Origin of the sequence: uncultured Porphyromonas sp. (genome assembly GCF_900541275.1) — a bacterium.
GTDB lineage: Bacteria > Bacteroidota > Bacteroidia > Bacteroidales > Porphyromonadaceae > Porphyromonas_A.
In genome coordinates this window covers 269,992-295,710 of sequence record NZ_UQJH01000001.1, presented here as the reverse complement: position 1 = coordinate 295,710, position 25,719 = coordinate 269,992, and the positions used below count along the sequence as shown (strand labels likewise).

The following is a 25,719-nucleotide window of genomic DNA, read 5'->3' as shown; positions in this document are numbered from 1 at the left end:
TAGGAATGATTGAAGTCAACGATCTCGCCATACAATTTGGAGGGAAGACCTTATTTAAGGACGTTAATCTGAAATTCCTCCCGGGGAATTGCTATGGTGTTATCGGTGCCAATGGAGCAGGAAAGTCTACCCTGCTCCGTATGATCAGCGGAGAGCTATCACCCACGAGAGGCACCATTACCTTTGGACCAAGTGAGCGACTCTCCGTGCTGTCGCAGGACCACTTCGCTTTTGACGACGAGACGGTGCTCAATACCGTTATGCAGGGACATAGTACCCTCTGGGCAGTGAAGGAGGAGAAGGATGCACTCTACGCTAAGGAGGACTTCTCTGATGCGGACGGTATTCGCGCGGCAGAGCTTGAGGAAAAGTTTGCTCTCATGGAGGGGTGGAATGCGGAGAGTGACGCAGCTCAGCTGCTGAGCGGACTCGGCATCCCGGAGGAGCTCCATGGCGAGCTGATGGCTAACCTTAATGGTAAGCAGAAGGTGCGAGTGCTACTTGCTCGCGCCCTCTTCGGCAAGCCGGACAACCTGCTCCTCGATGAGCCGACCAATGACCTTGATATCGATACGGTGGCATGGCTGGAGGACTACCTCCAGGACATCGACAATACCGTCCTGATCGTCAGCCATGATCGACACTTCCTCAATGCGGTCTGCACCGACACCGTCGATATTGACTATGGTAAGGTGACTCTCTATCCGGGTAACTATGACTTCTGGTATGAGAGTAGTCAGCTGGCGTTGAAGCAGCTCCAGCAGCAAAATAAGAAGATGGAGGAGAAGAAGAAGGAGCTGGAGGAATTCATCCGTCGCTTCTCCGCCAACGTGGCCAAGAGTAAGCAGACCACCTCGCGTAAGAAGATGCTCGATAAGCTCAATGTCGAGGAGATCAAGCCCTCCACGAGACGCTACCCGGGGATCATCTTTACTCCTGATCGTGAGGTGGGGAATAAGATCCTTACCATAGAGGATCTGGCAGTGAAGGCTCCGACGATCGATGGATCGGGCGAGGAGTTGCTCTTCTCCCGGGTGAGCTTCAATGTTGAGAAGGATGATAAGGTCGTCTTCCTCTCCCGTGACCCGCGAGCGATGACCGCTTTCTTCGAGATTATCAATGGAAATCGCGAGCCCCTCGAGGGACACTACGAGTGGGGGCAGACGGTCACATCCGCCTACCTACCGCTGGAGAACGGAAAGTTCTTCGACTCAACGATGAACCTTGTGGACTGGCTGGCACAATTCTCTGCGGACACCAATGCGGTCTACCTCAAGGGGTACCTCGGTCGTATGCTCTTCCGCGGGGAGGAGCTGGAGAAGCAGGTGAAGGTCCTGAGCGGAGGAGAGAAGATGCGCTGCATGATTGCACGGATGATGCTCACCAATGCCAATGTCCTTATCCTCGACTCTCCCACCAATCACCTGGACCTGGAGAGCATTCAGGCATTTAATAACACGCTGATCAACTTCCCCGGAAATATCCTTTTGGCGAGCCACGATCACCAGTTTATACAGACGGTTGCGAATCGTGTCATCGAGCTTGGTCCCAATGGCATCATCGATAAGCGATCTGACTTTGATACCTATCTGCAAGACCCTGTCGTTGCGGAGCAGAGGACAAAAATCTATAACGAGAGCAAGGAATGATAAATGTAGGTATAGTAGGTAGCGAAGGGTATACCGTCGCAGAGCTGTACAGCCTCGTGATCAAGCATCCGGATGTGGATCTCCGGATGATCTACTCTCCATGGCGTAGTGGGATGAATGTCTCGGAGCTCTACCATGATCTCCACAGTATGCGGACGCTGCGCTTCACCGATGAGGCGGACTTTGAGGGGCTTGATGTCCTCTTTATCTGCTTGCCGAGCGGGATGTCACGCACATTCTTGGAGAATCACCCTATGCCGGAGGGCATACGCGTGATTGACTTTGGTCATGAGAACCGCCACTCCGTTGATGCGGACAAGACCTTTGTCTACGGCTTGGTCGAGGCCTATAAGGACGAGATCGTCGATGCTCAGTATGTCTCTGTCCCTGGCTCCTTTGCTGAGGCAGTGGAGCTTCCCCTCCTGCCTCTAGCGCGGGAGGGTCTCCTCCAGAGTGACCTGCATATCCACTGCGTCTCCGGTAAGACTCAGGCGTTTGCTCGTCCGGAGAAGGACAAGGGGCTATCCTACGAGGCGATTTTTGACCAAATGCACGTCTACTCTCCTTTCTCTCATCACCAGCAGGACGAGATCTACAGGACGCTATCTGACCTACAAGAGGGGGGATTCCACAAGGAGATCAGTATGATCCCGATGCGTGGTGGCTTCAATAGAGGGATGTACTCGACGATATACATGAACTCCCCCCTCACTGCTGAGGAGGCGGAGAAAATGTATACCGACTTCTTTGACCCCTCTGCCTTTGTCTACATTAGGGACGAGTACCCGGACGTGAGAGACACGCAGAATACGAATAACACCCTCATCCACCTCGCCAAGCTGGATGACAAGTTGCTCATTGTCTCATCGATGGACAATCTGATGAAGGGGGCTGCCGGGACTGCGATCCATATCATGAACACCATGTTCCGTCTCGTCGAGACGACCGGACTGGAGCTGAAGTTTACCAGTTACTGATCTGGCACAGTCGCTCTCGGCTTATCTCCGGAGGTTATCCGGTATGGGTGTGGCGTCTGAGAGCTCCCGCTCCAGTTCATCGCTGTCTATCAGGTGAGCCGTGAAGACCCCTGAGACCGGGTAACGATTGAAGTAGGGGTTTCGGGTCATAAAGAAACGGATCTCACTCACCTCCGGAGACTTGATGACGGCATCGTAGTAACGCCATATGCGTTGGGCGATCAGGGGCAACACCTTGACCATAGGACCTTGGGTGGTAGTTAGTACCGCAACCACATGCCAGCGAGGACGGCGATCGATGTGATCGGTCGTTCCTCTCGGGAGACTGTGAGAGATACTTATGTGACGACCGCCCTCCTTATTGATCCTCTCCATCATCTGCCTAAAGAGTGTCCCATGAGGTGCATCATCACGCTTGCCTGAGAAGTCGATCGCATAGTGGATCATCTCGTGGAGCAGAGTGTCCTCATATACTTCACAAGGAAGATCCATCCGGACATTGATCTTGATCTGACGGGTCACACCGGAGGTACGCCGACGATGCACATACATTCCTGCGTAGCTCTTGACATCACTCAGCAGGATGGGAATAGGGGGTAGGGCGTCCCCGAAGAAGGTCTGATTGAACTCTCCAAATCTTTCCTCCAGAAAGTCAGCTGTTGGTCTCATACTGCAAAGTTACCCAAAGGAAGCCCCTCTCGCATACTTTGCACATAGGGCTGACGCATTTGAGCTATTACATAAGTCATTCAACTCATCGCAAAGAGTGGGGAATAAATCACCCCTCCGAGTTGCACCGCAGTTCGTTCGTTCCGGTCGACTCGTCCGACTCGCCCGATAAGATAGCGTAACTGACGAAGAGACGCTCAAAAAGGTGCGTTTCGCATGGCTGTATAACTTAAATGCGTCATCCCTGGAGTTTCAACCCCTCGGAGCCGGAGTTTCCTCCTGCGGGACAGGAGTTTCATCCCCTCGGGACCGGAGTCTCTCCCACAAGAGACTGCCCTGTGACCCCGGACCAATAGCGGTAATAGAATTCACCGAACTCTATCCAGTCAGGTACGATACAATACTTTCTTCAAGCCCCTGAGATTCTTTTTGGGGATGCTATATATTCGCTTATATTTGACCATCGGATAACCCTTAATGTACTTTGTTGTGAAATCAATGACTTTACCCCTTATGGCGATGCTCGCCATGCTGCTCAGTACTCCGCTGATGCAAGCCGGTACTCCAGACAAGACCGTTTCGCTTGGTTTTACTCCCGTAGAAATAGAGCTCGAGGATGGTATCATCGCTCGAGTTGCTCGTGGAGCGGACGAGCGTGTAGAGATATACTGCGATGAGCCCTCTGAGATCATATGCAAGAAAGACTCAAGGAGCGGCTCGCTGGAGCTGAGGCGCAAGTCAAGGAGGGGCGACTTCCTCGGTAACTTGCCAAGGCGTAAGTGCATCGCCATCATTGTGACCAAGGATCCCTCTGCCATCAGAGAGATCTCGTGTGACTCAGGAGCCTCTATCAAGATGGATGATAAGGGACTTCGCTTCAGCTCACTGTCGCTCTCTGCCGACTCAGGCGGTGAGATCCGTATTAATGGTGACTGCCCCAGGATCGACATAGAGGCTGATAGTGGAGGTCGGGTCAGCGTGTCGGGAGTTTTCGATCGGCTCACAGCCTCAGCGGACTCCGGTGCCTCAGTAGTGATCCGAGGCGAGATAAAGCGAGGAAGCTTCAGTGTCGACTCCGGCGCAAGAATAAGTGCCCGTGGGAGGGCAGGCTTTGCCAATGTGGAGTGTGACTCTGCGGGGGTCTTTGATGGCAAAGATCTTATCGCAGATGGGGCAGCCCTTGAGGCAGACTCCGGCGGGGTGATCCGCATCACCTGCAGAGGAGAGTACAGGAGCGAGAAGGACTCTGGCGGTGTGATCAAGGTATCACGTCCCAAGTGACTCCCGTATATCCCTTATAATAAATCCCGAGGGGGTGTCGATCAGCTAAGATCGACACCCCCTCGGGATTTACGGATTACAGAACTAGTATCAGCCGCACCTTGAGGTGCCGCAGTCCTTGCAGATAAGGCACCCCTCCTGGTAGACTAGCTGGTGGGAGCCGCAGTTGGGACAGGTCTGACCATCTGCCACGGTCCCGGATGTAATGTACCGCCTGAGAGCTCGCTCGACACCATTCTTCCAGGTGTTGATGCTCTCATTTCCGAGGTCAAGTCCACGGACGAGATTGACTACTTGGTCGATCGGCATACCATAGCGGAGGACGCTGGAGATGAACTTCGCATAGTTCCAGAACTCAGGATTGAACTTCTCATCCAGTCCGGCGACCGTAGTGCGCAGTCCACGCTTATTGGAGAACTCGAAGTCGTAGTGCTTGGATCCATCCGGTTCGTAGACCTTGATGATCTTACCCTGAGTGACACGCTTGGGGATATAGAGCCCCTCGTCCTCGTCATCAATACCGGTAAAGATCTCGTAGGGACGACCGTCACGCATACCGATGAAGGCGATCCAGCGCTCCTTGTTATTCTGGAAGCGAATGATGTCCGCCTCCAGCTCATCAGGACGCTTCAGAGGCTCCATGCCGTCTGCAGTGAATGTGAGCGTAGGCAGCTCGGGCTCCTTTTTCTCCTCCTTCTTCTTTGTGGAGAGGAGCACACCATCCCGTGAGCCCTCACGGTAGATGGTGCAGCCCTTGCAACCAGCCTCCCAAGCTGTGAGGTAGAGGGTATTGACGAGCTCCTCGTCTACGTCATTGGGGAGATTGACGGTGACGCTGATGGAGTGGTCCACCCACTTCTGCATAGCACCCTGCATCTTGACCTTGGAGACCCAGTCCACGTCATTGGCGGTGGCCTTATGGTAGGGTGAGCGCTCGACCAGGGCGTCGATCTCCTCTTGTGTATACTCCTTGTCGGTGGGGATGCCGCTCGCCTTCATCCAGTCCCTAAACTTTGGGTGGTAGACGATAAACTCCTCGAAGACATCCCCCGTCTCATCGGTAAAGGTGGGGTGGGTGCTGTCCGCCACCTCATTGCTATTTACCTTGCGTCGGCGCTTGTAGACCGGCATAAAGACTGGCTCGATACCGGAGGTGGTTTGGGTCATCAGACTGGTGGATCCTGTGGGGGCGATGGTCAGGCAGGCAATGTTACGACGACCATGCTTGACCATATCCTCATAGAGCTTAGGGTCAGCCTCCTTAATGCGGAGGATAAAGGGATTGTCCTCCTCGCGCTTGGGGTCGTAGATCTCGAAGGCTCCGCGCTCCTGTGCCATCGTGACGGAGCTACGATAGGCACTGAGAGCAAGCGTCTGCTGAACCTTGACGGCAAAGTCGATCGCCTCCTTGGTCCCATATCGGAGACCAAGAGCAGCCAGCATATCCCCTTCACCTGTGATCCCAAGTCCAGTGCGGCGTCCCTTGAGCGTCTTCTCCCGGATCTTCTCCCAAAGGTGGTGCTCGACGTACTTGATCTCGTCGCTCTCCGGGTCACTCTTGATCTTGGCGAGGATGGTGTCGATCTTCTCCTTCTCAAGGTCAATGATGTCATCCATCAGTCGCTGAGCGCAGCCGATATGCTCTCTGAAGAGGTCGAAGTCAAAGGAAGCATGGTCTGTAAATGGATCCCTGACGTACCCATAGAGATTGACAGCCAGCAGGCGACAGCTGTCGTAAGGGCAGAGCGGTATCTCTCCACAGGGATTGGTAGAGATAGTCTCAAAACCGAAGTCCGCATAGCAGTCGGGGATAGACTCCTTAAGGATAGTGTCCCAGAAGAGGACGCCCGGCTCGGCACTCTTCCACGCATTGTGGATGATCCTGCCCCAGAGCTCGCGCGCCTTGATAACCTTGGTGTACTTGGGATCTCCCTCGCTGTCGACCGGGAAGCGGAGGGTAAAGTCCTTGTCGTCCCGCACTGCCTCCATAAAGTCGTCTGTGATGCGGACGGAGACATTGGCGCCTGTCACCGCTCCCTCCTCCATCTTAGCATCGATGAAGTCAGCGACATCAGGGTGCTTGATAGAGCAGGAGAGCATAAGAGCGCCACGACGACCATCCTGTGCTACCTCGCGGGTAGAATTGGAGAAGCGCTTCATAAAGGGGACAAGCCCGGTAGAGGTGAGGGCCGAGTTGCGGACTAATGACCCCTTGGGGCGGATGCCGGACATATCATGTCCCACTCCGCCACGACGCTTCATCAGCTGCACCTGCTCCTCGTCAATCTTGAAGATCGCCCCATAGCTATCGGAGGGGCCGTCGAGACCGATCACAAAGCAATTGGAGAGGGAGGCAATCTGCAGATTGTTGCCGATACCGGTCATAGGGCTACCCTGTGGGACCAAGTATTGGAAGTGGTCCAGCAGATTTACTACCTGAATCTCGGTAAGTCCATTAGGATACTGTGCTTCGATCCTCGCTATCTCCCGAGCGATCCGGTGGTGCATGTCGAGAGGAGACTTCTCGTAGAGATTGCCGTCGGCATCCTTAAGCGCGTACTTCGTGGTCCACACCTTAGCTGCCAGCTGATCTCCTCCAAAGTACTCCAGAGTGGCTTCGTACGCCTCGTCGTACGAGTATGTTTTCTGAGTCATGAGTGATTGAGTTTTTGTTTGCTTTTGCTCACAAAGATACGCTAATTTCGGTCGACAGGAAGCTTTTACTCTCCATTTTTGGGTAACTTTTTACTTCACATCGCTACAGAAGTTTACCACTTCGTGGCACTCAGAGTCATAACCCGCTTCCTCAAAATATCCGTTCCGAGAGGGAGGAGTTTTTAGTACCTTTGTGCTAGTAATAATAGCTCTGATCATCCTATGTGTCCAAATCATCCCACAGAGCAGTCGAGGGATATTGCTCCTGCTCTGAAGTATATCTGTGAGTCCTTGCACTGCGAGGCTAGGCTAATGTCGAGACGGCTCCTGCTCAGCGATGCTGAGTGCGAAACGTTGACGTCCGGTCCTCAGGAGCAGCTTCCTGAGGGAGCTTCCGGAGCGTTACTCTCTGTCGCAGTGGAGTCCGATCGACTCCGGAGCTTAGTAGACAAGTCTCAGGACCCATACAACCTTCATCTCATCCCATACTCCTTCCGGAGCAGCGGGGATGCGACGCTCCGCTCGGCGCTCTCGTGTGCTGAGCTGATCGCTGCTATGGAGCAGGGAGAGCTGGACCCGAGGGACGAGGGAGTGATAAAGGAAGTGAAGGGCTCGTTGGACGCCCTACGGGAGACAGTGGCGGTGGCTTCGATGACCGGACTGCCGATGCCGGTGATGTCAGCTGCACTGCACTTCTTCCTACAGATAGCGTATCGAGAGGAGAGACAGAAGTAAGGATGAGTATTTCACTGGATCTGCAGGCTCAGGACACAGGATCAGACGCACGTGCCGGTGTACTGCACACGCCACACGGAGACATACACACACCGATATTTATGCCGGTGGGTACGGTCGGCTCCGTCAAGGCGGTCCATATGCGGGAGCTTAGAGAGGAAGTGGGTGCGGAGATTATCCTCGGCAATACCTATCACCTCTACCTGAGACCCGGGACGGATGTGCTGAGGGCTGCCGGAGGGCTACAGAAGTTTAATGGCTGGGGAGGACCGATACTGACGGATAGTGGAGGCTTCCAAGTCTTCTCGCTCACCGATACGAGGAAGATGACGGAGGAGGGTGTCACCTTCCGTAGCCACATTGATGGGAGCAAGCACCTCTTTACTCCCGAGCGGGTGATGGACATAGAGCGACTGATAGGGGGCGACATCATGATGGCCTTTGATGAGTGTCCTCCCGGGACTGCTGATCGTCGCTATGCCAAGGAGTCGCTGGATCGCACCTTGGGATGGCTGGAGCGATGCTTCCGTCGCTTCCGGAGTACTGAGCCGCTCTATGGCTATGGGCAGGCACTTTTCCCGATCGTGCAGGGGGTCGTATACCCCGAGCTAAGACGCGAGGCGGCAGAGCGCGTTATTGAGTACGATGCTGATGGGTATGCCATCGGTGGGCTGAGCGTAGGGGAGTCCAAGGACGATATGCGCGCCATGATTGAGGTGGTCAATGAGGTACTCCCCAAGGATCGCCCTCGCTACTTGATGGGCGTAGGTACACCGCAGGACATACTTGATGCCATCGAGCGGGGGATAGATATGATGGACTGTATCATGCCTACCCGGGATGGTCGCAATGCAAGGCTCTACACCTGGAAGGGGACTATGAATATGCGTAATGCGAAGTGGAAGGACGACTTCTCTCCACTTGACCCCTATGGCACCTCTTCCGTGGATAGAGATTACACCAAGGCTTACGTTCGTCATCTCTTTGCAGCTGACGAGCTCCTGGCCCTGCAGATAGCGAGCATACACAACCTCGCCTTTTACCTCGACCTCGTACGGACTGCAAGGAAGCATATCTTGCAAGGAGACTTCAGCAGCTGGAAGTCGAGCGTATACGAGGACTTAGATCGTCGGCTATAAGCATATATGGGACGCAAAACCCGTGATAGGAGTGCCTGGTACTCTTTCCTGTCCAGGATGGGGATCCTGAGGATCGATCGCTATATCATTTGGCGCTTCCTCTCTACCTTCCTCTTCACCCTCGCCCTCATTATGGCGATTATTGTCGTGGTGGACGTGCAGGAGAAGCTGGATAACTTTATGAATCCTCTCCTGACGATGCGTGAGATCGTCGTCTACTATATTGCGCTGATCCCGTACTTTGCCATTCTGCTGGCGCCGCTATTCATCTTCATTGCGTGTGTCTTCGTGACGAGTAAGCTGGCAGCACGGTCGGAGATCATTGCGATGTCATCGGCGGGGATGAGCTTTAATAGGCTCCTTCGCCCCTATATGATTGCGGCGGCCATTTTGTCAGCCTGCTTTTTTATCCTCTCCAGTGAGGTGATCCCCTATCTCAATAGGACACGCATCGCCTTCACCAACCAGTGGGTGTACAATAAGGAAGTGAAGCAGGGGGACAATGTCCAACTGGCTGTCCAGCCTGGTGTAAACGCTTTCTTCAGCACTTACGACAAAGACAGCTATACCGGCTACAATTTCTCGCTCGAGCAATTTGAGGACAATACGCTCAGCAGTCGCTTGACCGCTCGACGCATCGAGTATCACCCTGACAGCGTCTATCACTGGACTGTCTACGACTATCACATAAGAGACTTTCATGGACTGGTAGAGAAGGATACGATGGGTGACCAGCTCGATACTCTGCTGATGATCACCCCGCAGGATATCCTCATCTCCCCTGAGGATGGGGAAAAGCTTACGACCGGTCAGCTCTATACTTATATCCAGGCGCAGGAGAAGAGGGGTATGGGGAATATTAAAAACTTTCAGGTCGAGTATCACAGGCGATTTGCCAGCATCCCTGCTGCATTCATCCTCACGCTGATCGGTGTCTGTCTCTCCGCACGTAAGGTGAAGGGGGGCATCGGACTCAACGTTGCCCTGGGACTTCTGATGGCTTTTGCCTACATCCTCTTCTACACCATCTCAGCCTCTTACGCCATCAGCGGGGCTATGTCTCCCTTTATGGCCGCTTGGCTCCCCAACCTGATCTTTATTCCCATTGCAATCTTCCTCTACTGGCGCGCCCCGAGGTGAGATGAAAAAGGGCACCTACAGGTACTATGGGGTGCTGCTTGGGCTCCCTCTTGGCACACCGATATTTACCTATAGGTGTGAGGAAGATGGTGCGTCTCCGGACGAATTGCTCGGCAGAGTGGTCCTGGTACCGCTGGGGGCAGGGAAGATCGTCTCCGGTGTGGTCTGGAGCTATCAGGGTATGGTCTCTCCTCTTCCGACCGGCAAGGTAAAGAGTATCCGAAAGGTGCTCCCCCATCCGACCATACCCTTGTCGGTGCGAAGGTTTTGGAACTGGGTCGCTTCCTACTATATGTGTAGCCTTGGAGATGTGCTTCGGGCTGCCCTGCCGGCTCCCTTCCGACCGGAGGGAGGACAGCGCTATGTGCTGCTGGATAGTACCACAGGAGACGAAGCCGAAGTCGTGCGAAAGGAGCTGGGGCGGTCATGCTTCTCACTGAAGGAGCTCAAGCAACTCTTTCCTCACGACTATACCGATCTCTACTCTTTGTGGTCTGAGGAGGGGAGTGTGATCCCATACGATAAGGGCATCGCAGGAAGCGGAGCCCCTGTTAGCGAAAGAGGGTGGGGCGTCGGTCCTCTTATCCATCAGCCCGAGACTTTAGAAGTGGTGAGGAAGTCGGTTAAGCGTAGTCCCCAAGTGCTTGAGGCACTCGATCGCTTAGCATTCGACCCAAATGGGAGCGATATCTTCTTCACTACTCTCGCTGAGGTCTCAGACTATCTTGGGGTATCAGCGTATGTAGTCGGGAGACTGAGAGAGTGCGGAGCCATTGAGGAGAAAGAGCGTGCTGAGGAGGGCTTCTCCGGTGAGACACCGGGCAGGGGATCATACCGAAATGGGATAATGCCCGACCTGACGGGGCATCAGATCCTGCTGCTCCATATGCCTCACTCCAGAGCTTGTGAGCGAGTGCCACTACGCCATCTCCACGAGGAGGTCACTCAGTCGAGAGGGCAGGTGTTGCTCCTCTTCCCTACACTAGAGAGGCTAAGAGAGGTTGAGGGAGAGATAAAGGAGGTCTTTGGGGCATCATACTATCCCTACCACAGCGGTGTCTCTCAGTCTGTTCGACAGCGATCCTACCTAGCGGCATGGCGCCAGCGATCCGGGCTCTTTGTGGGACTCCGGTCGGCAGTTTGGCTCCCTCTGGGATCTCTTAGCGAGGTGGTGGTGATAGATAGTGAGCATCGTGGGTATAGGCAATGGGAGCCGGCGCCACGCTTTACCGCCTCCGATGCGGTGCTGGTGCTTGCTGCTCTGTCCGGGGCTAAGTCCTTGATTGTCTCAGCTACACCCTCGGTGGAGTGTATGGCTCAGGTGCTGAGGGGAAAGTATGCCCTCCAGACGATAGCCCCCGAAGCAACGGGGGATAGGGTGTTGCTACAGACTATCAGTATGAGGGTCGCTTTTGATGACAATCAGGTCCAGGCCCGACTCCTCTCTGACTTGATGGTGAGCGCCATTAGGGACACAATAGCAATGAGAGGGAAGGTACTTCTGCTTTATCAGCGTACCGGGTATGCCCGATCCATCGAGTGCAGTTACTGTGGCGAGCAGATCCTCTGTCCCCGTTGCCACACTGCCTTAAGGCTCTCGTCAGATGCCAAGGTCATGGAGTGTCCTCTCTGCGGCTACAAGTCACCGCTCCCCACGAGTTGCCCTCACTGTGATCAACCCTCTCTCAGACCTATCGGGACAGGCATTGATCGACTGCAGGAGGCTGTGAGTCATTACTTCACCGGAGTACAGGTCGCTTTGGTGGAGTCTGGAGATAGGGTGCCGAGGGCAGATATTTTGCTCTGCCCGGACTACGACCCCCCTATCGGTCTCCTACACAAGGTCTCTATGGTGGGAGTAATCCAGCTTGATCTGCTCCTTACTCTTCCGGATCATCGGGCTGCAGAGCGAGCTTATCGGATGCTGACCACCTGTAGGGATGAGCTGCGAGATCGGAGCAAGCTGATCATCCAGTACTTCTCCAAGTCCCCCGCACTGGATGCGTTCTTAGAGGACGACTACGAGACCTTTATGGAGCACGAGATGGAGGAGCGCCATCAGCTGCTCTTCCCTCCCTTCTGTCGCATCACGGACATTGTGCTTGAGTCAAATAGTCAGGCTCTGGTCAGCAGGTTTGCGGAGCGTGTGGCAAGGGAGCTGTCCCGACTGCTTCCTGATATCCAGATCTTAGGTCCCACTCCACTGCCCGTCAATAAGCGAGGCGTATCATTTGGCTACCGGGTGACACTATTGATCCCCTTAGAGGTTGCGCTGTCTCCTCTCCGCACTTTCCTGAGTAGCACTGTGGAGAGCTGGGTAAGGTCCTCCGGCATCCGCTCCCTTCACTATTACTACGATGTAGATCCATAGTAGCTCATTTCTTTTACTGGTATTAGTGATCTCTAATACCGGTAAAAGAATTGACTAATATCGGTATTAGAGAAAGCTAATACCGATATTAGTTTCGAGACACTTTTGATCAGACCATCTTAGCGAAGGTCTTATAATAGTGAAAAGTGGTAACTTTGTCTCAATAAGAGATAGGACAAGAGATCGGAGGGGTCTCGCTTATCTCCCAGCTTGATTTTGGAACTAATAAGTTAGTGGAATGATCAATCGATCGCTCATTCGTGTCAAGGTACTACAGGTACTCTATAATTTTTATCATACGGAGTCGATGTCGATCTCGACTGCCCAGGAGACGCTGGAGGCTGCTATGGAGAGCGACTATAGGGTCTATCTCTACCTCTGCGGGTTACCACTGGACTTCTCAGACTTGGCTCGCAAGCTTATTGGGATCGAGGAGGGGAAGTTTTCCCCTGATCCGGATCGTCTCGCCCTGCTGAGGGCATTAGAGACCAATCCTGTGGTGGAGTACCTCGAGGGTGATCAAGACTTCGTCGTGCGACGGATGGCTACCTCTATCTTCCACAATCCCGATCTGAGTGAGCTCCATGAGATGGTGCTCTCAGAGACACTTGGCGAGCAGGCAGTGAGCGCTTCTCAGCTGGAGACCTTTGATGGAGCGCGCCAGTTCTATCGCGATCTGTATGGTACCAAGTATCGGCAGTCGGATAGAGTCTACGACATTCTGGAGACGACAGATGCCTTTGTCACCGATGCTGATCTGCCGGTGGTTTTCTCTTTCGTCACCAAGTTTTATAACGGACTGGATCCTGATAAGGAGGTCTCTAAGCTACTGCGTCCTAAGTTTGCCTCCAAGAGCGATGGTGAGTTTGGTCCGACTCTGCTGAGAGCTGCCATAGACAATAAAGAGGCCTACCGGGAGAAGATCAGTAAGTACTTCAAGGGCTGGGACGCCGAGCGGGTGAGCGAAGTGGACTACCTGCTTATGCAGATGGCAGTGGCTGAGGCCATCGCCTTCCCCACCATTGCCACGACCGTGACGATCAATGAGTATCTCAATCTTGCTCACTCCTTTAGCTCCGAAAACTCTTATGTCTTCATCAATGGCATCCTCTTTAAGCTCTTCACAGACCTAAAGGAAGAGGGTAAGATCATTGGAGACTAATGGCGGACTGTTTTTTAATCAATATATAGGATAATATGTTACAAGCAATACTTCTTCAGGCTCAAGCGCCTCAGGGAAATGCCTTTATGAGCATCATCATGATCGTTCTGATGATCGTGATCTTCTACTTCTTTATGATCCGCCCACAGACAAAGCGGCAGAAGGAGCTACAGAAAGCACGCGAGGCTATGAAGGCAGGCGACAAGGTGATCACCAGCGGAGGCATGTACGGCATCATCCGCGAGATCAATAAGCCCAGTGGTCAGGTCACCCTCGAGGTGTGGGATGGTGTCAAGGTCAAGGTGGATATCAATAATATCTTCTCTCTCGAGGAGGCAGGTAAGGACAAGGACGCAAAGTAAAGCCCTACCGGTATCACTTAGTCACCGATCATGAGAGGACTTAGACGCAGGCTGAGAGAGGGGCGCTTCACCGCCTACTTTATGCGAGATAGGCGGTGGGTGGCACTCTCTATCTGTCTGCTCATCTCTGTCTTCTTCTGGATCGTTGCAGCGATCGATGACCCGAGAGGCTATACCAAGGAGGTTGCTGTCCAGCTGGATAAGCCTATCCTCCCTACGAACTACCGGATGACAGACCTCTCTCAGTATCCTGAGGTGGTCTATGTCAAGGTCCATGCTAAGGGTGGCGCTCTGCTGAGGTATACCATCAATCAGGTCGGTCGATCCTCCTATAGAGTGCGCCCTACTGTGGATACTACTCAGCTGCTACCTGAGGGCGGTCAGTATCGCCTGAGAGAGGCGGACCTCAAGCGGCTACTCCTGAGCAAGCCTCTACACGATATCTCACGGATGGATCTCAATACCGCGACTGACGTCACGATCTTCCCGGAGGACATCTACTTCTCGTACGAGCCTCTCAGTGAGGGTAAGGCAGAGGTGCTATTTGGCAGCCAGATCGACTTTGGTGGTCATCGGAATTTTAAGCTCGCTGACACCATCAGCCTTGTCCCCTCATCGGTACGGGTATTTGGTGTCAAGAGTGATCTCAAGGACTTTATGGCTGCTGGGGGTGTCCTCACGACGGATACGATCGGGCTGAGGATAGACAACCCCGGGCGTGATACTATACGTGTTGCCGTAGTGACGCCATCCGGTATCGATGCGCGTCCCGACTCCGTCGACGTTATCCTGAAGACCAACGAGCTGGTTTACAACAGCTATACTACTTCCGACATCGAGATCCGCAATCTTCCATCCGGCTATGACCTGACTCTCCTTCCTATGCAGGTCACGGTGACCTATTTGGTGCCAAAGGACAAGGCGGGAGAGAAGACACTATTTGACCCAGGGCTCTATATCGATGCTCGCGATGCATTTGATGGAGCCAACAGAAAGTCCTTAGTGCTCCACGTCGACAAGGTCCCATCTCAGGTAGATATGATCCAGGTGGTACCTGACCGGCTCGACTTTATCCTCCGTGAGAGGAAGTGATATGAGTGAGCGACCTTTTGTCATAGGCGTCTGTGGTGGCATAGGCTCCGGTAAGAGTGTGGTGAGAAGAGTGCTGGGACTGCTCCTGGGTGCTCCCACCTACGACTGCGACGCCCGCGCCAAAGCACTCTACAGAGACCCCGTGGTCCGGTCTGAGATCACCTCACTTCTGCATGAGGACCCCATTGATCAGAGTGGCAAGCTCAATAAGGAGCTCCTCTCACAAGCTCTCCATAGCGAGCATCTCAGACCACTTCTTGAGTCAATCGTTCATCAGGCTGTCAAGGACGACTTTGCCCACTGGCTTAGACAGTCTGCGGAGCCTTATGCGGTACTGGAGTCGGGGATCCTTTTCTCCTCAGGACTGGATCAGAGTGTGGACTGCTCTATCGAGGTGGCTGCTGACGAATCCTTGCGGTCCATGCGAACCCGTCTCAGGGACCGGGACAATGGTGCCACTCAGTACAAGTCTATGAATAGTCTGCAACATAAGGAAGCTGATCTCAGAAGCCGTCTGGCAGACTGCACAATCTATAACAATGGATCTGACTCGCTAATCCATCAGTGCGAGCGGATCCTCACAGAAATCAATCATCGTTAGATATGAAACTATCAGAAATCGTCTCTATCTCAGGCAAGCCTGGACTTTTCCTCTTTATCAATAGCTCCCGAGTGCCCTACACTGTGGAGGAATTGGAGACCGGACGTCGGATGCCGGTCTTTGGCCGGGAAAAGATGAGCCTGCTCAGCAATATCTCTATGTACACTACCGAGGGGGAGAAGCCCCTAGCCGAGGTGATGCAGGGGATGTACGAGACCTTTGGAGAGGAGATCCCGGATGCACAGACTGTCTCTGAGAGTGCTGAGACACTCAAGACCTTTATGGATAAAGCTCTCCCCAATTGGGATCGGGAGCGGATCCATCAGAGCGATATCAAGAAGCTGGCTAAGTGGTATCAGATCCTGCGACAGAAGGGTATGGACTCCTTCCTGCTCACAGAGGAGGAAGAGAAAGAGGACTGAAGTACCTCTACATCGTTATACAAAAAAGCGGAGCACTCATCAGGAGCGCTCCGCTTTTTTGTATAACTATAGGAAAGTCCCGTGTGGGAAAGGCGAGTGGCCGAGGAGGAAAGCCCGTGTGGGCATCACCTTGCTGGAAGGCCACTGTAGCTCGAGTAGCTCTATGGTCCCCTTAGTGGTGCCTACAAATAGTCTCTTGCCGTCTGTCTCGAGGGGCTCACCAGGTGCGAGATCACGGCTAATCTGCCTCTCACCGATAGGGCTCACGCTTAAGATCTTGATCTCCACCTCTTCATCGGAGGTCTCATTATGGAATAGGGCTACTGCCTTAGGGTAGGGCGCCATAGCCCGCACACGTCTATCGATCTCCTCTGCAGACATCGTGGTGAAGCGGATGGTCTGCTCCTCCTTAAATATCTTTGGTGCCATCGGCAGATGAGAGACGTCCTCCGGCTGTGGCCGACCGAGCTGCTTCTTTGGCTCCCGAGACTGCTCTATTAGGTCGATCGTCTCCTCAATCACCTTTGCCCCAACGACCATAAGTTTGTCATGCAGGGTCCCCCCTGTCTCATCTGCTGATATCGGTACATGCTCCTGGAGAAGTACTCGCCCGGTGTCGATCTCCTTATCAAGTAGAAATGTGGTGACACCGGTCTCCCGCTCGCCATTGATCAGCGCCCACTGGATCGGTGCTGCTCCACGGTACTTAGGCAGGAGGGCAGCGTGGAGATTGATTGTCCCACGCGAGGGCATATCCCAGACCTCCTCGGGGAGCATCCTAAAGGCGACGACAATAAATAGGTCAGCGTCAATCTCTCGTAGGCGCTCTAGAAACTCCTCGTCGCGCAACCGCTCCGGCTGGAGAATCGGTACCTCGGGCAAGAGCTCCTGTGCGGTACGCTTGACGTCTGAGGGCTGGAGCTTATGGCCACGCCCCTTGGGCTTATCGGGCATCGTGACTACAGCAACCACCTCTCGATGGTGCTCTACGATCGATCGGAGAGAGTATGCGGCAAATTCGGGTGTGCCGAAAAATACGATTTTCATTTTCTTATTCGTCACCAAAGTTGAGGTTGAGTACCCTCCGATAGACGTTGAGGATAGCCGACTTAGAGATGAAGCCGACATACTTACCCTCTGGGGTCTCCACCGGGAGATTCCATAGTCCGGAGTCGTCAAAGATGGTCATCACATCCTCCATCTGCATATTCGTTTTGATTCGGATCCTTGGCTCTACCATAAACTTCTTCACACGGAGCCTCTCGTATAGGTCGGGGCGGAACATGATATTTCGGATGTTGTCGAGCATCACAATGCCCACTAAGTGGTCGTCATCGTCCAGCACCGGGAAGATATTGCGTTGGCTCTCCGTGAAGGTCTTCACCGTCTCACCGAGAGTCTCTTCCGGATGCAAGGTCTTGAATTTCTTCTCCACCACATCCTCCACGTCCATCAGTGTCAGCACTGCTCGGTCTTTCTCATGCGTAACCAGCTGCCCCTCTTCACCCAGTCGCATCGCGTAGATATTGTACTTCGTGAAGATCCGCATAAAGCCGTAGGAGATTAGCGACACCACCAAGAGTGGGAGGAAGAGATTGTACTGCCCTGAGAGCTCCGCAATGAGGAAGGTCCCGGTTAGCGGAGCATGCATCACGCCCGCCATCAGTCCCGCCATCCCCATGAGGGTGAAGTTTTGGTGGGGAAGGTAGGTCTCTATGCCGAGCTCACCGCATAGGTAGGAGAAGAAGAAGCCAAGGAAAGCACCCACAAAGAGGGTAGGGGCAAAGGTTCCCCCGCACCCGCCACCGGAATTGGTAGCCACTGTGGCGAAGATCTTCAGCAGCATAGCTGCTAGGAGGAAGAGGATAAAGCTCCGATGAGATGGGTCGGAGACATTCTCCAGCAGTGACCCCTCCAAGATACTCTCCGGATGATCGCTCATCAGCATCGAGATGATGTCGTACCCCTCCCCATAGAGAGGTGGGAGGAGGAAGATGAGGCTACTCAGGATCAGAGACGCAATCACAAAGCGGACGCTCCAGGTACTGATACCGCCAAGCTTACGCTCCAGCCAGGAGGAGCAACGGGTGAAGTAGAGTGACAGACCACCGCAACAGAGCCCGAGCAGAACCACGTATGGTAGTCTGTTGAGGGTAAATGCCTCCTCCGCCATCACCGGGAAGAGGGCACCCATACCGAAGATCAGGTAGCTAACCGTCGCTGCTGTCACGGATGAGATCATCAGAGGCATCACGCTGGTGAGGGTGAAGTCCATCATCAACACCTCGATGACAAATAGTAGCCCTGTGATCGGAGCCTTGAAGATCCCCGCAATCGCTCCAGCAGCACCGCACCCCACGAGGAGCATAAGGTTTCTGTGCTCCAGATGGAAGAGCCGACCTATATTGCTCCCTATGGCGGCCCCGGTAAGCACGATCGGTGCCTCAGCTCCCACAGAGCCTCCCAGCCCGATGGTGATAGACGAGGCAACGACAGAGGTCCAAGTGTTGTGGGGCTTCAGTCTACTCTGACGTCGGCTAATCGCATAGAGCACTCTCGTGATCCCATGTGAGATATTGTCTCTGACGATGTACTTCACGAAGAGGCCACAGAGGAAGATCCCCACCACGGGTGTGATGAGGTAGGAGAGATAAAGGTCGGTATGGGTATTCAGCCCGATCACAAAGTGCTGTATCGTGCTGACAAACCACTTCAGCAGAGCTGAGACGAGCGCACAAGCGACACCGGTAAGCAACGCCAATGCTGTTACCGGCATACCCCCAGGGAGATGCTTATGGAGCCAGTCGGAGAATGGCTTGCTTGGTCGTGACTTTACCTCTGTCGCCTGCATTTACCGGATCACCTTTACCTCGCCTCTCAGCCCCAGCTTGATGATGTTGGAGGCTACATGCTTCGTCTGCTCCTCCTGGCGATACCTCACGACATAGTCCACACCATTCCGCACTTCGTCACTGATATCCGCGAAGGCAGTAGGCGATGGCTCGCCAGAGATATTTGCCGAGGTACTTACGATGGGTCCGCCAAGTCGCTCACACATTTTCTTACAGAAGGGATCTCCCACCACTCGGATACCGGCGCTGCCATCCTCAGCGAGGAGGTTAGGAGCGAGACCAACAGCATCGGGATAGATGATCGTCAGAGGCTTCGTCGCCGTATCCATCATATCGTAGGCAATGTCTGGGATGGTCCGGACCACTTGTGCCAGCATCCCATCGCTTGACACGATAGAGAGGAGTGCCTTAGCATCATCTCTCTGCTTGAGGGCAAAGATACGGCTCACCGCCTCAGCATTTGTCGCATCGCAACCAATGCCCCAGATGGTGTCTGTGGGGTAAAGGATCAGACCACCGCGCTTCAGCGTGGCGACTGCCTCACTCAGGTCCTCCAGATCCCAGCGGGGCATTTCTTCTTGCTCTTCGTCTATTCTCTTCTTCATATCTATATCTGCATAAAGTCTCTGTAAAAGTCGATCGCCTCATCTAGCTCCTTTGGTGTAAAAAGCTCTGCGGGCGCAGGCTTACCGATGCCATCCAGCATCACCACCGGCACCCCATCCTCAGCTGAGCGGAGCTTCTTGTCCTGACGGGCAAGGGTGTGGATCTGCTCGTACTCTGTACAGAGGACGGAGACGGGAGTGAAGTGGTCTCGCACAACTCTCGCCAGCTGCATCAGCTCATTCTGGGGCAGCCGCTCCCTACGGAGCGATAGGTACCCCTCCATCACCAGACCAGCAGCCACGGCAATGCCATGAGGCACCGGCTCGCCTTTGCTTAGATGAAGCGCCTCCAAAGCATGCCCGAGGGTGTGTCCGAGGTTGAGGAACTGTCGTCTGCCACCCTTGTCCAGCGGGTCCGAGGCGACCACCTCTGTCTTGTAGTCTATACAGCGTCGGATGAGCGAAGGGGCTACCTCAGCTGTCCCCAACAAGTCATCATTCACGGAGAAGCCCGCCAGCAAGGAATACTTTAGGATCTCGCCCCAACCGGAGAGCAACTCCAGCTCAGGTAGTGTGGAGAGAAAAGCTGGCGCTATCAGTACCTCCTCGGGAGTGTAAAAGGTCCCGATGCCATTCTTCACGCCCTCAAAGTCTATCGCCGTCTTACCGCCAATAGAGGCATCCACATCTGCCAGCAGGGTGGTCGGGACATAGACCAGCCCCATCCCCCGCTTGTAGGTCGCAGCGGAGAGTCCCGCCACATCCAGCAGCGCTCCGCCTCCGATTGCTATCATTAGGTCTCCTCGGGTCGCACCCAGGTCTGTAAGTCCACTCCATAGTCGGAGCAGTTGCTCGGTCGTCTTCGCTTCCTCTCCGGGAGGAAGCTCAATGTCAGCAGGCGCTATCCCGATCCGATCAAGGCAAAGGTCGGCACAATTGCTCTCGGTTACCCAGATCGCTCGACGACCTGACGTCAGTGACCGAAGCCGGGTGCTAAGCTCCTCAAGGCTGTCGAAGAGTGTATGGTGGAGCGGAGACTCCATCGCATTTACTTCTTCTTAAGTCCCAGTTCTTCTAGGACAAAGTCAACCGCTTCAGGCAGTCCCTCAGGTCTCTTCCCGCCCGCTGTAGCAAGGGAGGGCTGACCACCGCCACCTCCTTGGATAAATTGACCGGCAGCCTTGACCAACTTACCGGCGTTGTATCCCTTCTTCACGAGGCCATCACTGATCAGCACAGTAAGGAGTGCCTTGCCCTCATCCTTGGACCCGCTCACGAAGACATAGTCGCCATCCAGCACCTGCTTGAGCCCAAAGGCAATGTCCTTCGCAAGAGCAGACGGGATTGCCACGTCGGGGCGGATTACCTTCACGCCGTCCACCAGCTCGTAGTGCTCCCGCAGACGACTGATCAGGCTCCCCTTCTCCCGATCGTAGGCCTGCTTCACCTCAGCAGAGAGGGTGTGATTCTCCTCCAGCACCTTCTTGATGGCCGAGATCAGATTGCCCCCACCGAAGTAGCTCTTCACGCTCTCGATCGTGTCCTCCAGCTCATGCACATAGTCGAGGGCAGCGGGGCCGGTGACAGCAAAGATACGACGTACTCCAGCTGCCACGGAGGTCTCCTGGGTGATGTGGAAGCTCCCCAGTACCCCGGTCGACGGGGCGTGGCAGCCACCACAGAGCTCGATACTGTCGCCGAATTGCATTACCCGGACGTACTCCCCGTATTTCTCTCCGAAGAGGGCAATGGCTCCCATCTCCTTTGCCTTAGAGATCGGCACATCGCGATGCTCAATCCGCTTGTAGTCTGCTTGGATCGCCTCATTGACCATCCGCTCCACCTCTCGGATCTCCTCCTTCGTCAGCTTCTCAAAGTGGGCGAAGTCGTACCGGAGTACACGATCGCTCACGAGGGAGCCCTTCTGCTCCGTCGTGTCCCCGAAGAGTGTCCTCAGTGCATGGTCCAGTAGGTGGGTGGCAGTGTGGTTGCGCTCAATATTATACCTACGCTCGCTGTCAATGGAGGCAAGAAAATCCTGATGGGGATCGGAAGGCAGCTTATCCACGAGAAGCATCGGCAGGTTATTCTCCTGGATCGTGTCGAGGACCTTGATCCTCTCCTGATCCACCTCCCCGATGAGAGTACCGGTGTCGCCCACCTGACCGCCCATCTCAGCGTAGAAGGGAGTCGTCTCGAGGACCACCTGATAGCTCTTCTTCCCATTCTGAGTCACTTGGCGGTAGCGGACAATCCGAGTCTGCGCCTCGTGCATCTCGTAGCCGACGAAGGTGGTCTCTGTCTCCTGGTCACCGATCCACTGCCAGTCGCCGGTCTCGGTGTGCTGAGCCTTACGGGCGCGCTCTTTCTGCTTCGCCATCTCGCTGTCGAAGCCCTTTAGGTCGGCCTCCATACCCTGCTCCTCGAGGATTAGCTCCGTGAGGTCTGCAGGGAAGCCATAAGTGTCGTAGAGCTCGAAGATGATCTCGCCGGGTAGCGTCTTCTCTCCCTTCTTCTTCGACTCATCGATATGAGACTGGAGCATCTCGATACCAGTGGAGAGGGTCCTAAGGAAGGCGCTCTCCTCCTGCTTCGTCACACGGGTGATCAGCTCTTGCTGAGCCACCAGCTCGGTGTAGTGTCCACCCATGCTCTCCACGAGGGTGGGGATGAGGCGGTACATAAAGGGCTCCTTAAGATTGAGGAAAGTGTAGCCGTACCGAACCGCACGCCTGAGGATCCTACGGATGACGTAGCCCGCTCTTGTACTTGAGGGCAGCTGCCCGTCAGTAATGGCAAAGGCTATCGCCCTTATGTGGTCAGCGATCACGCGCATAGCCACATCGGTTTTCTCCGACGAGCCGTAGGCCACACCGGAGATCTCTGCCACCTTGCCGATTAGAGGCTGGAAGACATCGGTGTCGTAATTGGACTTCTTCCCCTGCATAGCCATACAGAGGCGCTCCAGTCCCATACCGGTATCGATGACGTGGTGGGGAAGAGCCTCGAGGTGACCATCTGCCATACGATTGTACTGCATGAAGACGAGATTCCAGATCTCGATCACGAGTGGGTCGTCCTGATTGACGAGGTCCCTGCCGGGTATGCGAGCGATCTCTTCCTCGCTACGCAGGTCGATGTGGATCTCTGAGCAGGGACCGCAGGGACCGGTCTCGCCCATCTCCCAGAAGTTGTCGTGCTTGTCCCCATTGAGGATCCTCTTCTCAGGTAGTAGCTTTGCCCAAGCATCATATGCCTCCTGGTCCCGCTCCAGACCCTCCTGAGGCGCTCCCTCAAAGATGGTGACATAGAGCCGATCTTTAGGAAGCTGGTACACCTCCGTCAGTAGTTCCCACGCCCAAGGGATGATCTCTTGCTTGAAGTAATCACCGAAGGACCAGTTACCCAGCATCTCAAACATAGTGTGGTGATAGGTGTCGTGTCCCACAGCGGAGAGGTCGTTGTGCTTACCGCTCACGCGCAAGCACTTCTGAGAGTCGGTTACTCGCGGATACTTCCTCGGTGCATTCCCGAGAATGATGTCCTTGAATTGGTTCATCCCCGCATTGGTAAACATAAGGGTCGGATCCCCCTGCAGGACCATCGGAGCGGAGGGAACGATATGATGTCCTCGCTCTGCAAAGAAGTCAAGGTACATCTGACGGATTTCATTAACCGTTTTCATATCTACTAAGAAGTGTATCGGTGAGACCCCGTTCTTTACATTGGGGTCATTAGTTTCTATCTCACAAAGGTACTAATGAAAATGGATGCAAAGAAATGCACGACACACGTCCTAGGACTGCAGACCATAAGAGCGTTCATTTTCCTAATAATAAGTCCTTCATAAGCCCTGAAAGAATGAGCTGAATTCTTACAAAAAGTGATATGGATTTCCTTGGTCTCGGATTGCTCTCAACATTGGGTGGATCCACTCCCATCCCTAAAGGTTTACATGTGAAAATTGCTGCCGGTTCTTAGGTGTGCAAACTCAGGTGCTAGACTTTGGGGAATAGAGGCATTAAACCAGCACAATGGCATTATTTTCTCTACCTTTGCAGCGTAATCAGTAGTCTAAAATAATCAAGCGCCTCACATATATAGGTATGGAGCAACTAAAGCACGAGTGTGGAGTGGTACTCATCCGACTTCGAAAGCCTCTCGAGTATTATTGGGAAAAATATGGCACCAGACGCTATGGTCTCAATAAGCTCTACCTGATGATGGAGAAGCAGCACAATCGTGGACAGGATGGGGCTGGTGTCGCCTGTGTCAAGCTTCAGGCTCCTGTAGGTACAGAGTACCTATACAGAGAGCGTGCCCTCGGCTCAGGCGCCATTGCTGAGATCTTCAATACCATCCATCACTCCATTGATGAGGTCATCGCTGAGGAAGAGGCTGACGACCGCTTCTATGCTGAGTCGGCTCCCTATATTGGTGAGTGCTATATGGGGCATCTCCGCTATTCCACGACTGGGAAGTCCGGCTTGCAGTATCTCCAGCCGGCGCTGAGACGTAATAACTGGCGGGCTAAGACGCTCGCTATGTGTGGGAATTTTAATCTCACCACTGTCAAGGATATATTCAAGTACATTACCGCCCGCGGACAGCATCCTCGTGACACCTCCGATACGCGAGTGCTGATGGAGCTCCTCGGCCATCGTCTCGATCGTGAGGTGGAGCGGCGCTATGCGGATAGTAAGGCGAAGGGGCTCGAGGGGATGGACATCACGGAGGATATTGAGGATCATATCGATGCTCTGCAGCCTCTCAGGGAGTGTGGACCAATGTTTGACGGGGGATACGTCCTCTGTGGCATGACCGGTAGTGGCGAGATGTACGCGTTTCGTGACCCCTGGGGCATCCGTCCTGCCTACTACTACTACGATGACGAGATCTTCGTGGTCGCCTCTGAGCGACCGGTGATCCAGACGACACTCAACCTTACCTTCGACAAGGTGCATCAGCTCCAGAGAGGGCAAGCCATTGCTATCGACCGGAGTGGGGAAAAAGTTCATCTGGAGCAGGTGCTTGAGCCGGAGGAAAATAAGGCGTGCTCCTTTGAGCGGATCTACTTCTCCCGCGGAAGTGACATTGATATCTACCATGAGCGAAAGGCTCTCGGCAGCTATGTGGTTCCGGAGATCCTCAAGAAGGTGGATTACGACTTAGACAATACCGTCTTCTCCTTTATCCCCAATACGGCAGAGGTGGCTTACCAAGGGATGCTTCAGGGACTCGAGGACTACCTCGACCGGCGGAAGCAAGAGCTGCTGGAGATGCCGGAGAATAGGAGCTCGGAGAGGATCCACGACATACTCCGGAAGCGTATACGCTCGGAGAAAGTGGCGATCAAGGACATCAAGATGCGGACCTTCATCACCGAGGGGGCATCACGCAATGAGCTGGCGGCTCACGTGTACGATGTCACCTACGGGTCTATACGCAGGGGTGAAGACAATCTCGTCGTGATTGATGACAGCATCGTCCGGGGTACGACTCTCAAGGAGAGTGTCATCCGCATCCTCAATCGACTCGGTCCGCGTAAGATGGTGATCGTCAGCTCGGCTCCCCAGATACGCTACCCCGACTGGTATGGTATCGCTATGAGCCGGATGGATGAGTTTGTCGCTTTCCGCGCCGCCATATCACTCCTTAAGGAGCGGGGTATGGAGGATCGGATCACCGAGCTCTATGAGAGGATTAAGTCCCTTATGGGGAGCGAGGAGGTACGACGGACCAATTTTGTTAAGGAGATCTACGAGCCCTTCACTGTCGAGGAGCTCAATCAGCAGATGATTAAGCTGATGAGACCCGCCGAGGTCACTTGCCCGATAGAGATTGTCTTCCAGAGCATCGAGGGTCTCCACAAGGCGATCCCGGATAATCCGGGGGACTGGTATTTTACCGGAGACTACCCGACACCGGGCGGTATGCGCTTAGTTAATCAAGCCTTCCTCGACTATTACGAAGAGGACTACAGAAAATAAGAGATACACGAAACCAT

At 54.1% G+C, this 25,719-nt stretch carries 20 protein-coding genes; 13 read left to right on the top strand and 7 right to left on the bottom strand.

Going from position 1 to position 25,719, the window contains the following annotated elements; all coding sequences use genetic code 11:
• Window positions 1-5 precede the first annotated feature (5 nt).
• Both QZR17_RS01200 and QZR17_RS01195 read left to right on the top strand, forming a co-directional pair.
• The gene (locus QZR17_RS01200) at window positions 6-1,649 is read left to right on the top strand and encodes an ATP-binding cassette domain-containing protein (RefSeq protein ID WP_297126601.1); all 1,644 of its coding nucleotides are present in this window, start codon (window positions 6-8) and stop codon (window positions 1,647-1,649) included.
• A complete protein-coding gene (locus QZR17_RS01195; protein ID WP_297126598.1) occupies window positions 1,646-2,626 on the top strand; it encodes a hypothetical protein in 981 nt (326 codons plus the stop codon). Before QZR17_RS01200 ends, QZR17_RS01195 begins: the two co-directional genes overlap by 4 nt.
• 21 nt (window positions 2,627-2,647) lie before the next feature.
• On the opposite strand, the gene QZR17_RS01190 is transcribed toward QZR17_RS01195, so the two are convergent.
• Entirely contained in the window at window positions 2,648-3,295 is a 648-nt protein-coding gene (locus tag QZR17_RS01190) for a SprT-like domain-containing protein (protein ID WP_297126595.1), read from the bottom strand.
• A gap of 498 nt (window positions 3,296-3,793) precedes the next feature.
• Here QZR17_RS01190 and QZR17_RS01185 point away from each other — a divergent pair, with 498 nt between their 5' ends.
• Window positions 3,794-4,576: a DUF2807 domain-containing protein gene (locus tag QZR17_RS01185; RefSeq protein ID WP_297126592.1), complete on the top strand. Its 783-nt coding sequence runs from the start codon at window positions 3,794-3,796 to the stop codon at window positions 4,574-4,576.
• Between the two features lie 90 nt (window positions 4,577-4,666).
• Here QZR17_RS01185 and QZR17_RS01180 read toward each other — a convergent pair whose 3' ends face one another.
• Entirely contained in the window at window positions 4,667-7,231 is a 2,565-nt protein-coding gene (locus QZR17_RS01180) for an adenosylcobalamin-dependent ribonucleoside-diphosphate reductase (RefSeq protein ID WP_297126590.1), read from the bottom strand.
• A 312-nt stretch (window positions 7,232-7,543) separates the two neighbouring features.
• Between QZR17_RS01180 and QZR17_RS01175 the strand changes: the two genes are divergently transcribed.
• The 9 genes from QZR17_RS01175 to QZR17_RS01135 all read left to right on the top strand — a co-directional run bounded on the left by QZR17_RS01175 (window position 7,544) and on the right by QZR17_RS01135 (window position 16,255).
• A complete protein-coding gene (locus QZR17_RS01175) occupies window positions 7,544-7,966 on the top strand; it encodes a hypothetical protein (RefSeq protein ID WP_297126587.1) in 423 nt (140 codons plus the stop codon).
• Between the two features lie 8 nt (window positions 7,967-7,974).
• Window positions 7,975-9,105, top strand: coding sequence for a tRNA guanosine(34) transglycosylase Tgt (tgt, locus tag QZR17_RS01170; RefSeq protein WP_297127135.1), 1,131 nt, complete (start codon window positions 7,975-7,977; stop codon window positions 9,103-9,105).
• Between the two features lie 6 nt (window positions 9,106-9,111).
• A complete protein-coding gene (locus QZR17_RS01165; RefSeq protein WP_297126586.1) occupies window positions 9,112-10,245 on the top strand; it encodes an LptF/LptG family permease in 1,134 nt (377 codons plus the stop codon).
• Window position 10,246: 1 nt separating this feature from the next.
• Window positions 10,247-12,616: a hypothetical protein gene (locus tag QZR17_RS01160; RefSeq protein ID WP_297126584.1), complete on the top strand. Its 2,370-nt coding sequence runs from the start codon at window positions 10,247-10,249 to the stop codon at window positions 12,614-12,616.
• Between the two features lie 238 nt (window positions 12,617-12,854).
• Window positions 12,855-13,778 (top strand): transcription antitermination protein NusB, encoded by a 924-nt coding sequence (locus tag QZR17_RS01155; RefSeq protein WP_297126580.1) that lies wholly within the window; start codon window positions 12,855-12,857, stop codon window positions 13,776-13,778.
• A 35-nt stretch (window positions 13,779-13,813) separates the two neighbouring features.
• Window positions 13,814-14,140 (top strand): preprotein translocase subunit YajC, encoded by a 327-nt coding sequence (yajC, locus tag QZR17_RS01150; RefSeq protein WP_297126577.1) that lies wholly within the window; start codon window positions 13,814-13,816, stop codon window positions 14,138-14,140.
• A gap of 30 nt (window positions 14,141-14,170) precedes the next feature.
• A complete protein-coding gene (locus QZR17_RS01145) occupies window positions 14,171-15,232 on the top strand; it encodes a hypothetical protein (RefSeq protein ID WP_296164588.1) in 1,062 nt (353 codons plus the stop codon).
• Window position 15,233: 1 nt separating this feature from the next.
• Complete coding sequence (locus tag QZR17_RS01140) at window positions 15,234-15,833, top strand: dephospho-CoA kinase (RefSeq protein ID WP_296164589.1); 600 nt, start codon at window positions 15,234-15,236, stop codon at window positions 15,831-15,833.
• Window positions 15,834-15,835: 2 nt separating this feature from the next.
• Complete coding sequence (locus tag QZR17_RS01135) at window positions 15,836-16,255, top strand: DUF5606 domain-containing protein (protein WP_070464379.1); 420 nt, start codon at window positions 15,836-15,838, stop codon at window positions 16,253-16,255.
• A 66-nt stretch (window positions 16,256-16,321) separates the two neighbouring features.
• Here the strand turns inward: QZR17_RS01135 and fmt are convergent, their stop codons facing one another.
• From fmt to alaS, 5 genes are all read right to left on the bottom strand, one after another.
• On the bottom strand, window positions 16,322-17,302 hold the full coding sequence (gene fmt / locus QZR17_RS01130) for a methionyl-tRNA formyltransferase (protein WP_297126572.1): 981 nt from the start codon (window positions 17,300-17,302) through the stop codon (window positions 16,322-16,324).
• A 4-nt stretch (window positions 17,303-17,306) separates the two neighbouring features.
• Window positions 17,307-19,031 (bottom strand): chloride channel protein, encoded by a 1,725-nt coding sequence (locus QZR17_RS01125; RefSeq protein WP_297126569.1) that lies wholly within the window; start codon window positions 19,029-19,031, stop codon window positions 17,307-17,309.
• Between the two features lie 75 nt (window positions 19,032-19,106).
• Window positions 19,107-19,712, bottom strand: coding sequence for an L-threonylcarbamoyladenylate synthase (locus QZR17_RS01120; protein ID WP_297126566.1), 606 nt, complete (start codon window positions 19,710-19,712; stop codon window positions 19,107-19,109).
• Window positions 19,713-19,714: 2 nt separating this feature from the next.
• Window positions 19,715-20,755, bottom strand: a complete 1,041-nt coding sequence (locus QZR17_RS01115) for a 3-dehydroquinate synthase family protein (RefSeq protein WP_296158854.1) — start codon at window positions 20,753-20,755, stop codon at window positions 19,715-19,717.
• A 5-nt stretch (window positions 20,756-20,760) separates the two neighbouring features.
• Window positions 20,761-23,397, bottom strand: coding sequence for an alanine--tRNA ligase (gene alaS, locus QZR17_RS01110; RefSeq protein WP_297126563.1), 2,637 nt, complete (start codon window positions 23,395-23,397; stop codon window positions 20,761-20,763).
• Window positions 23,398-23,818: 421 nt separating this feature from the next.
• On the opposite strand from alaS, the gene QZR17_RS01105 reads away from it, so the two are divergent.
• Window positions 23,819-25,702, top strand: a complete 1,884-nt coding sequence (locus QZR17_RS01105; RefSeq protein ID WP_297126560.1) for an amidophosphoribosyltransferase — start codon at window positions 23,819-23,821, stop codon at window positions 25,700-25,702.
• The last annotated feature ends 17 nt before the right edge of the window (window positions 25,703-25,719 follow it).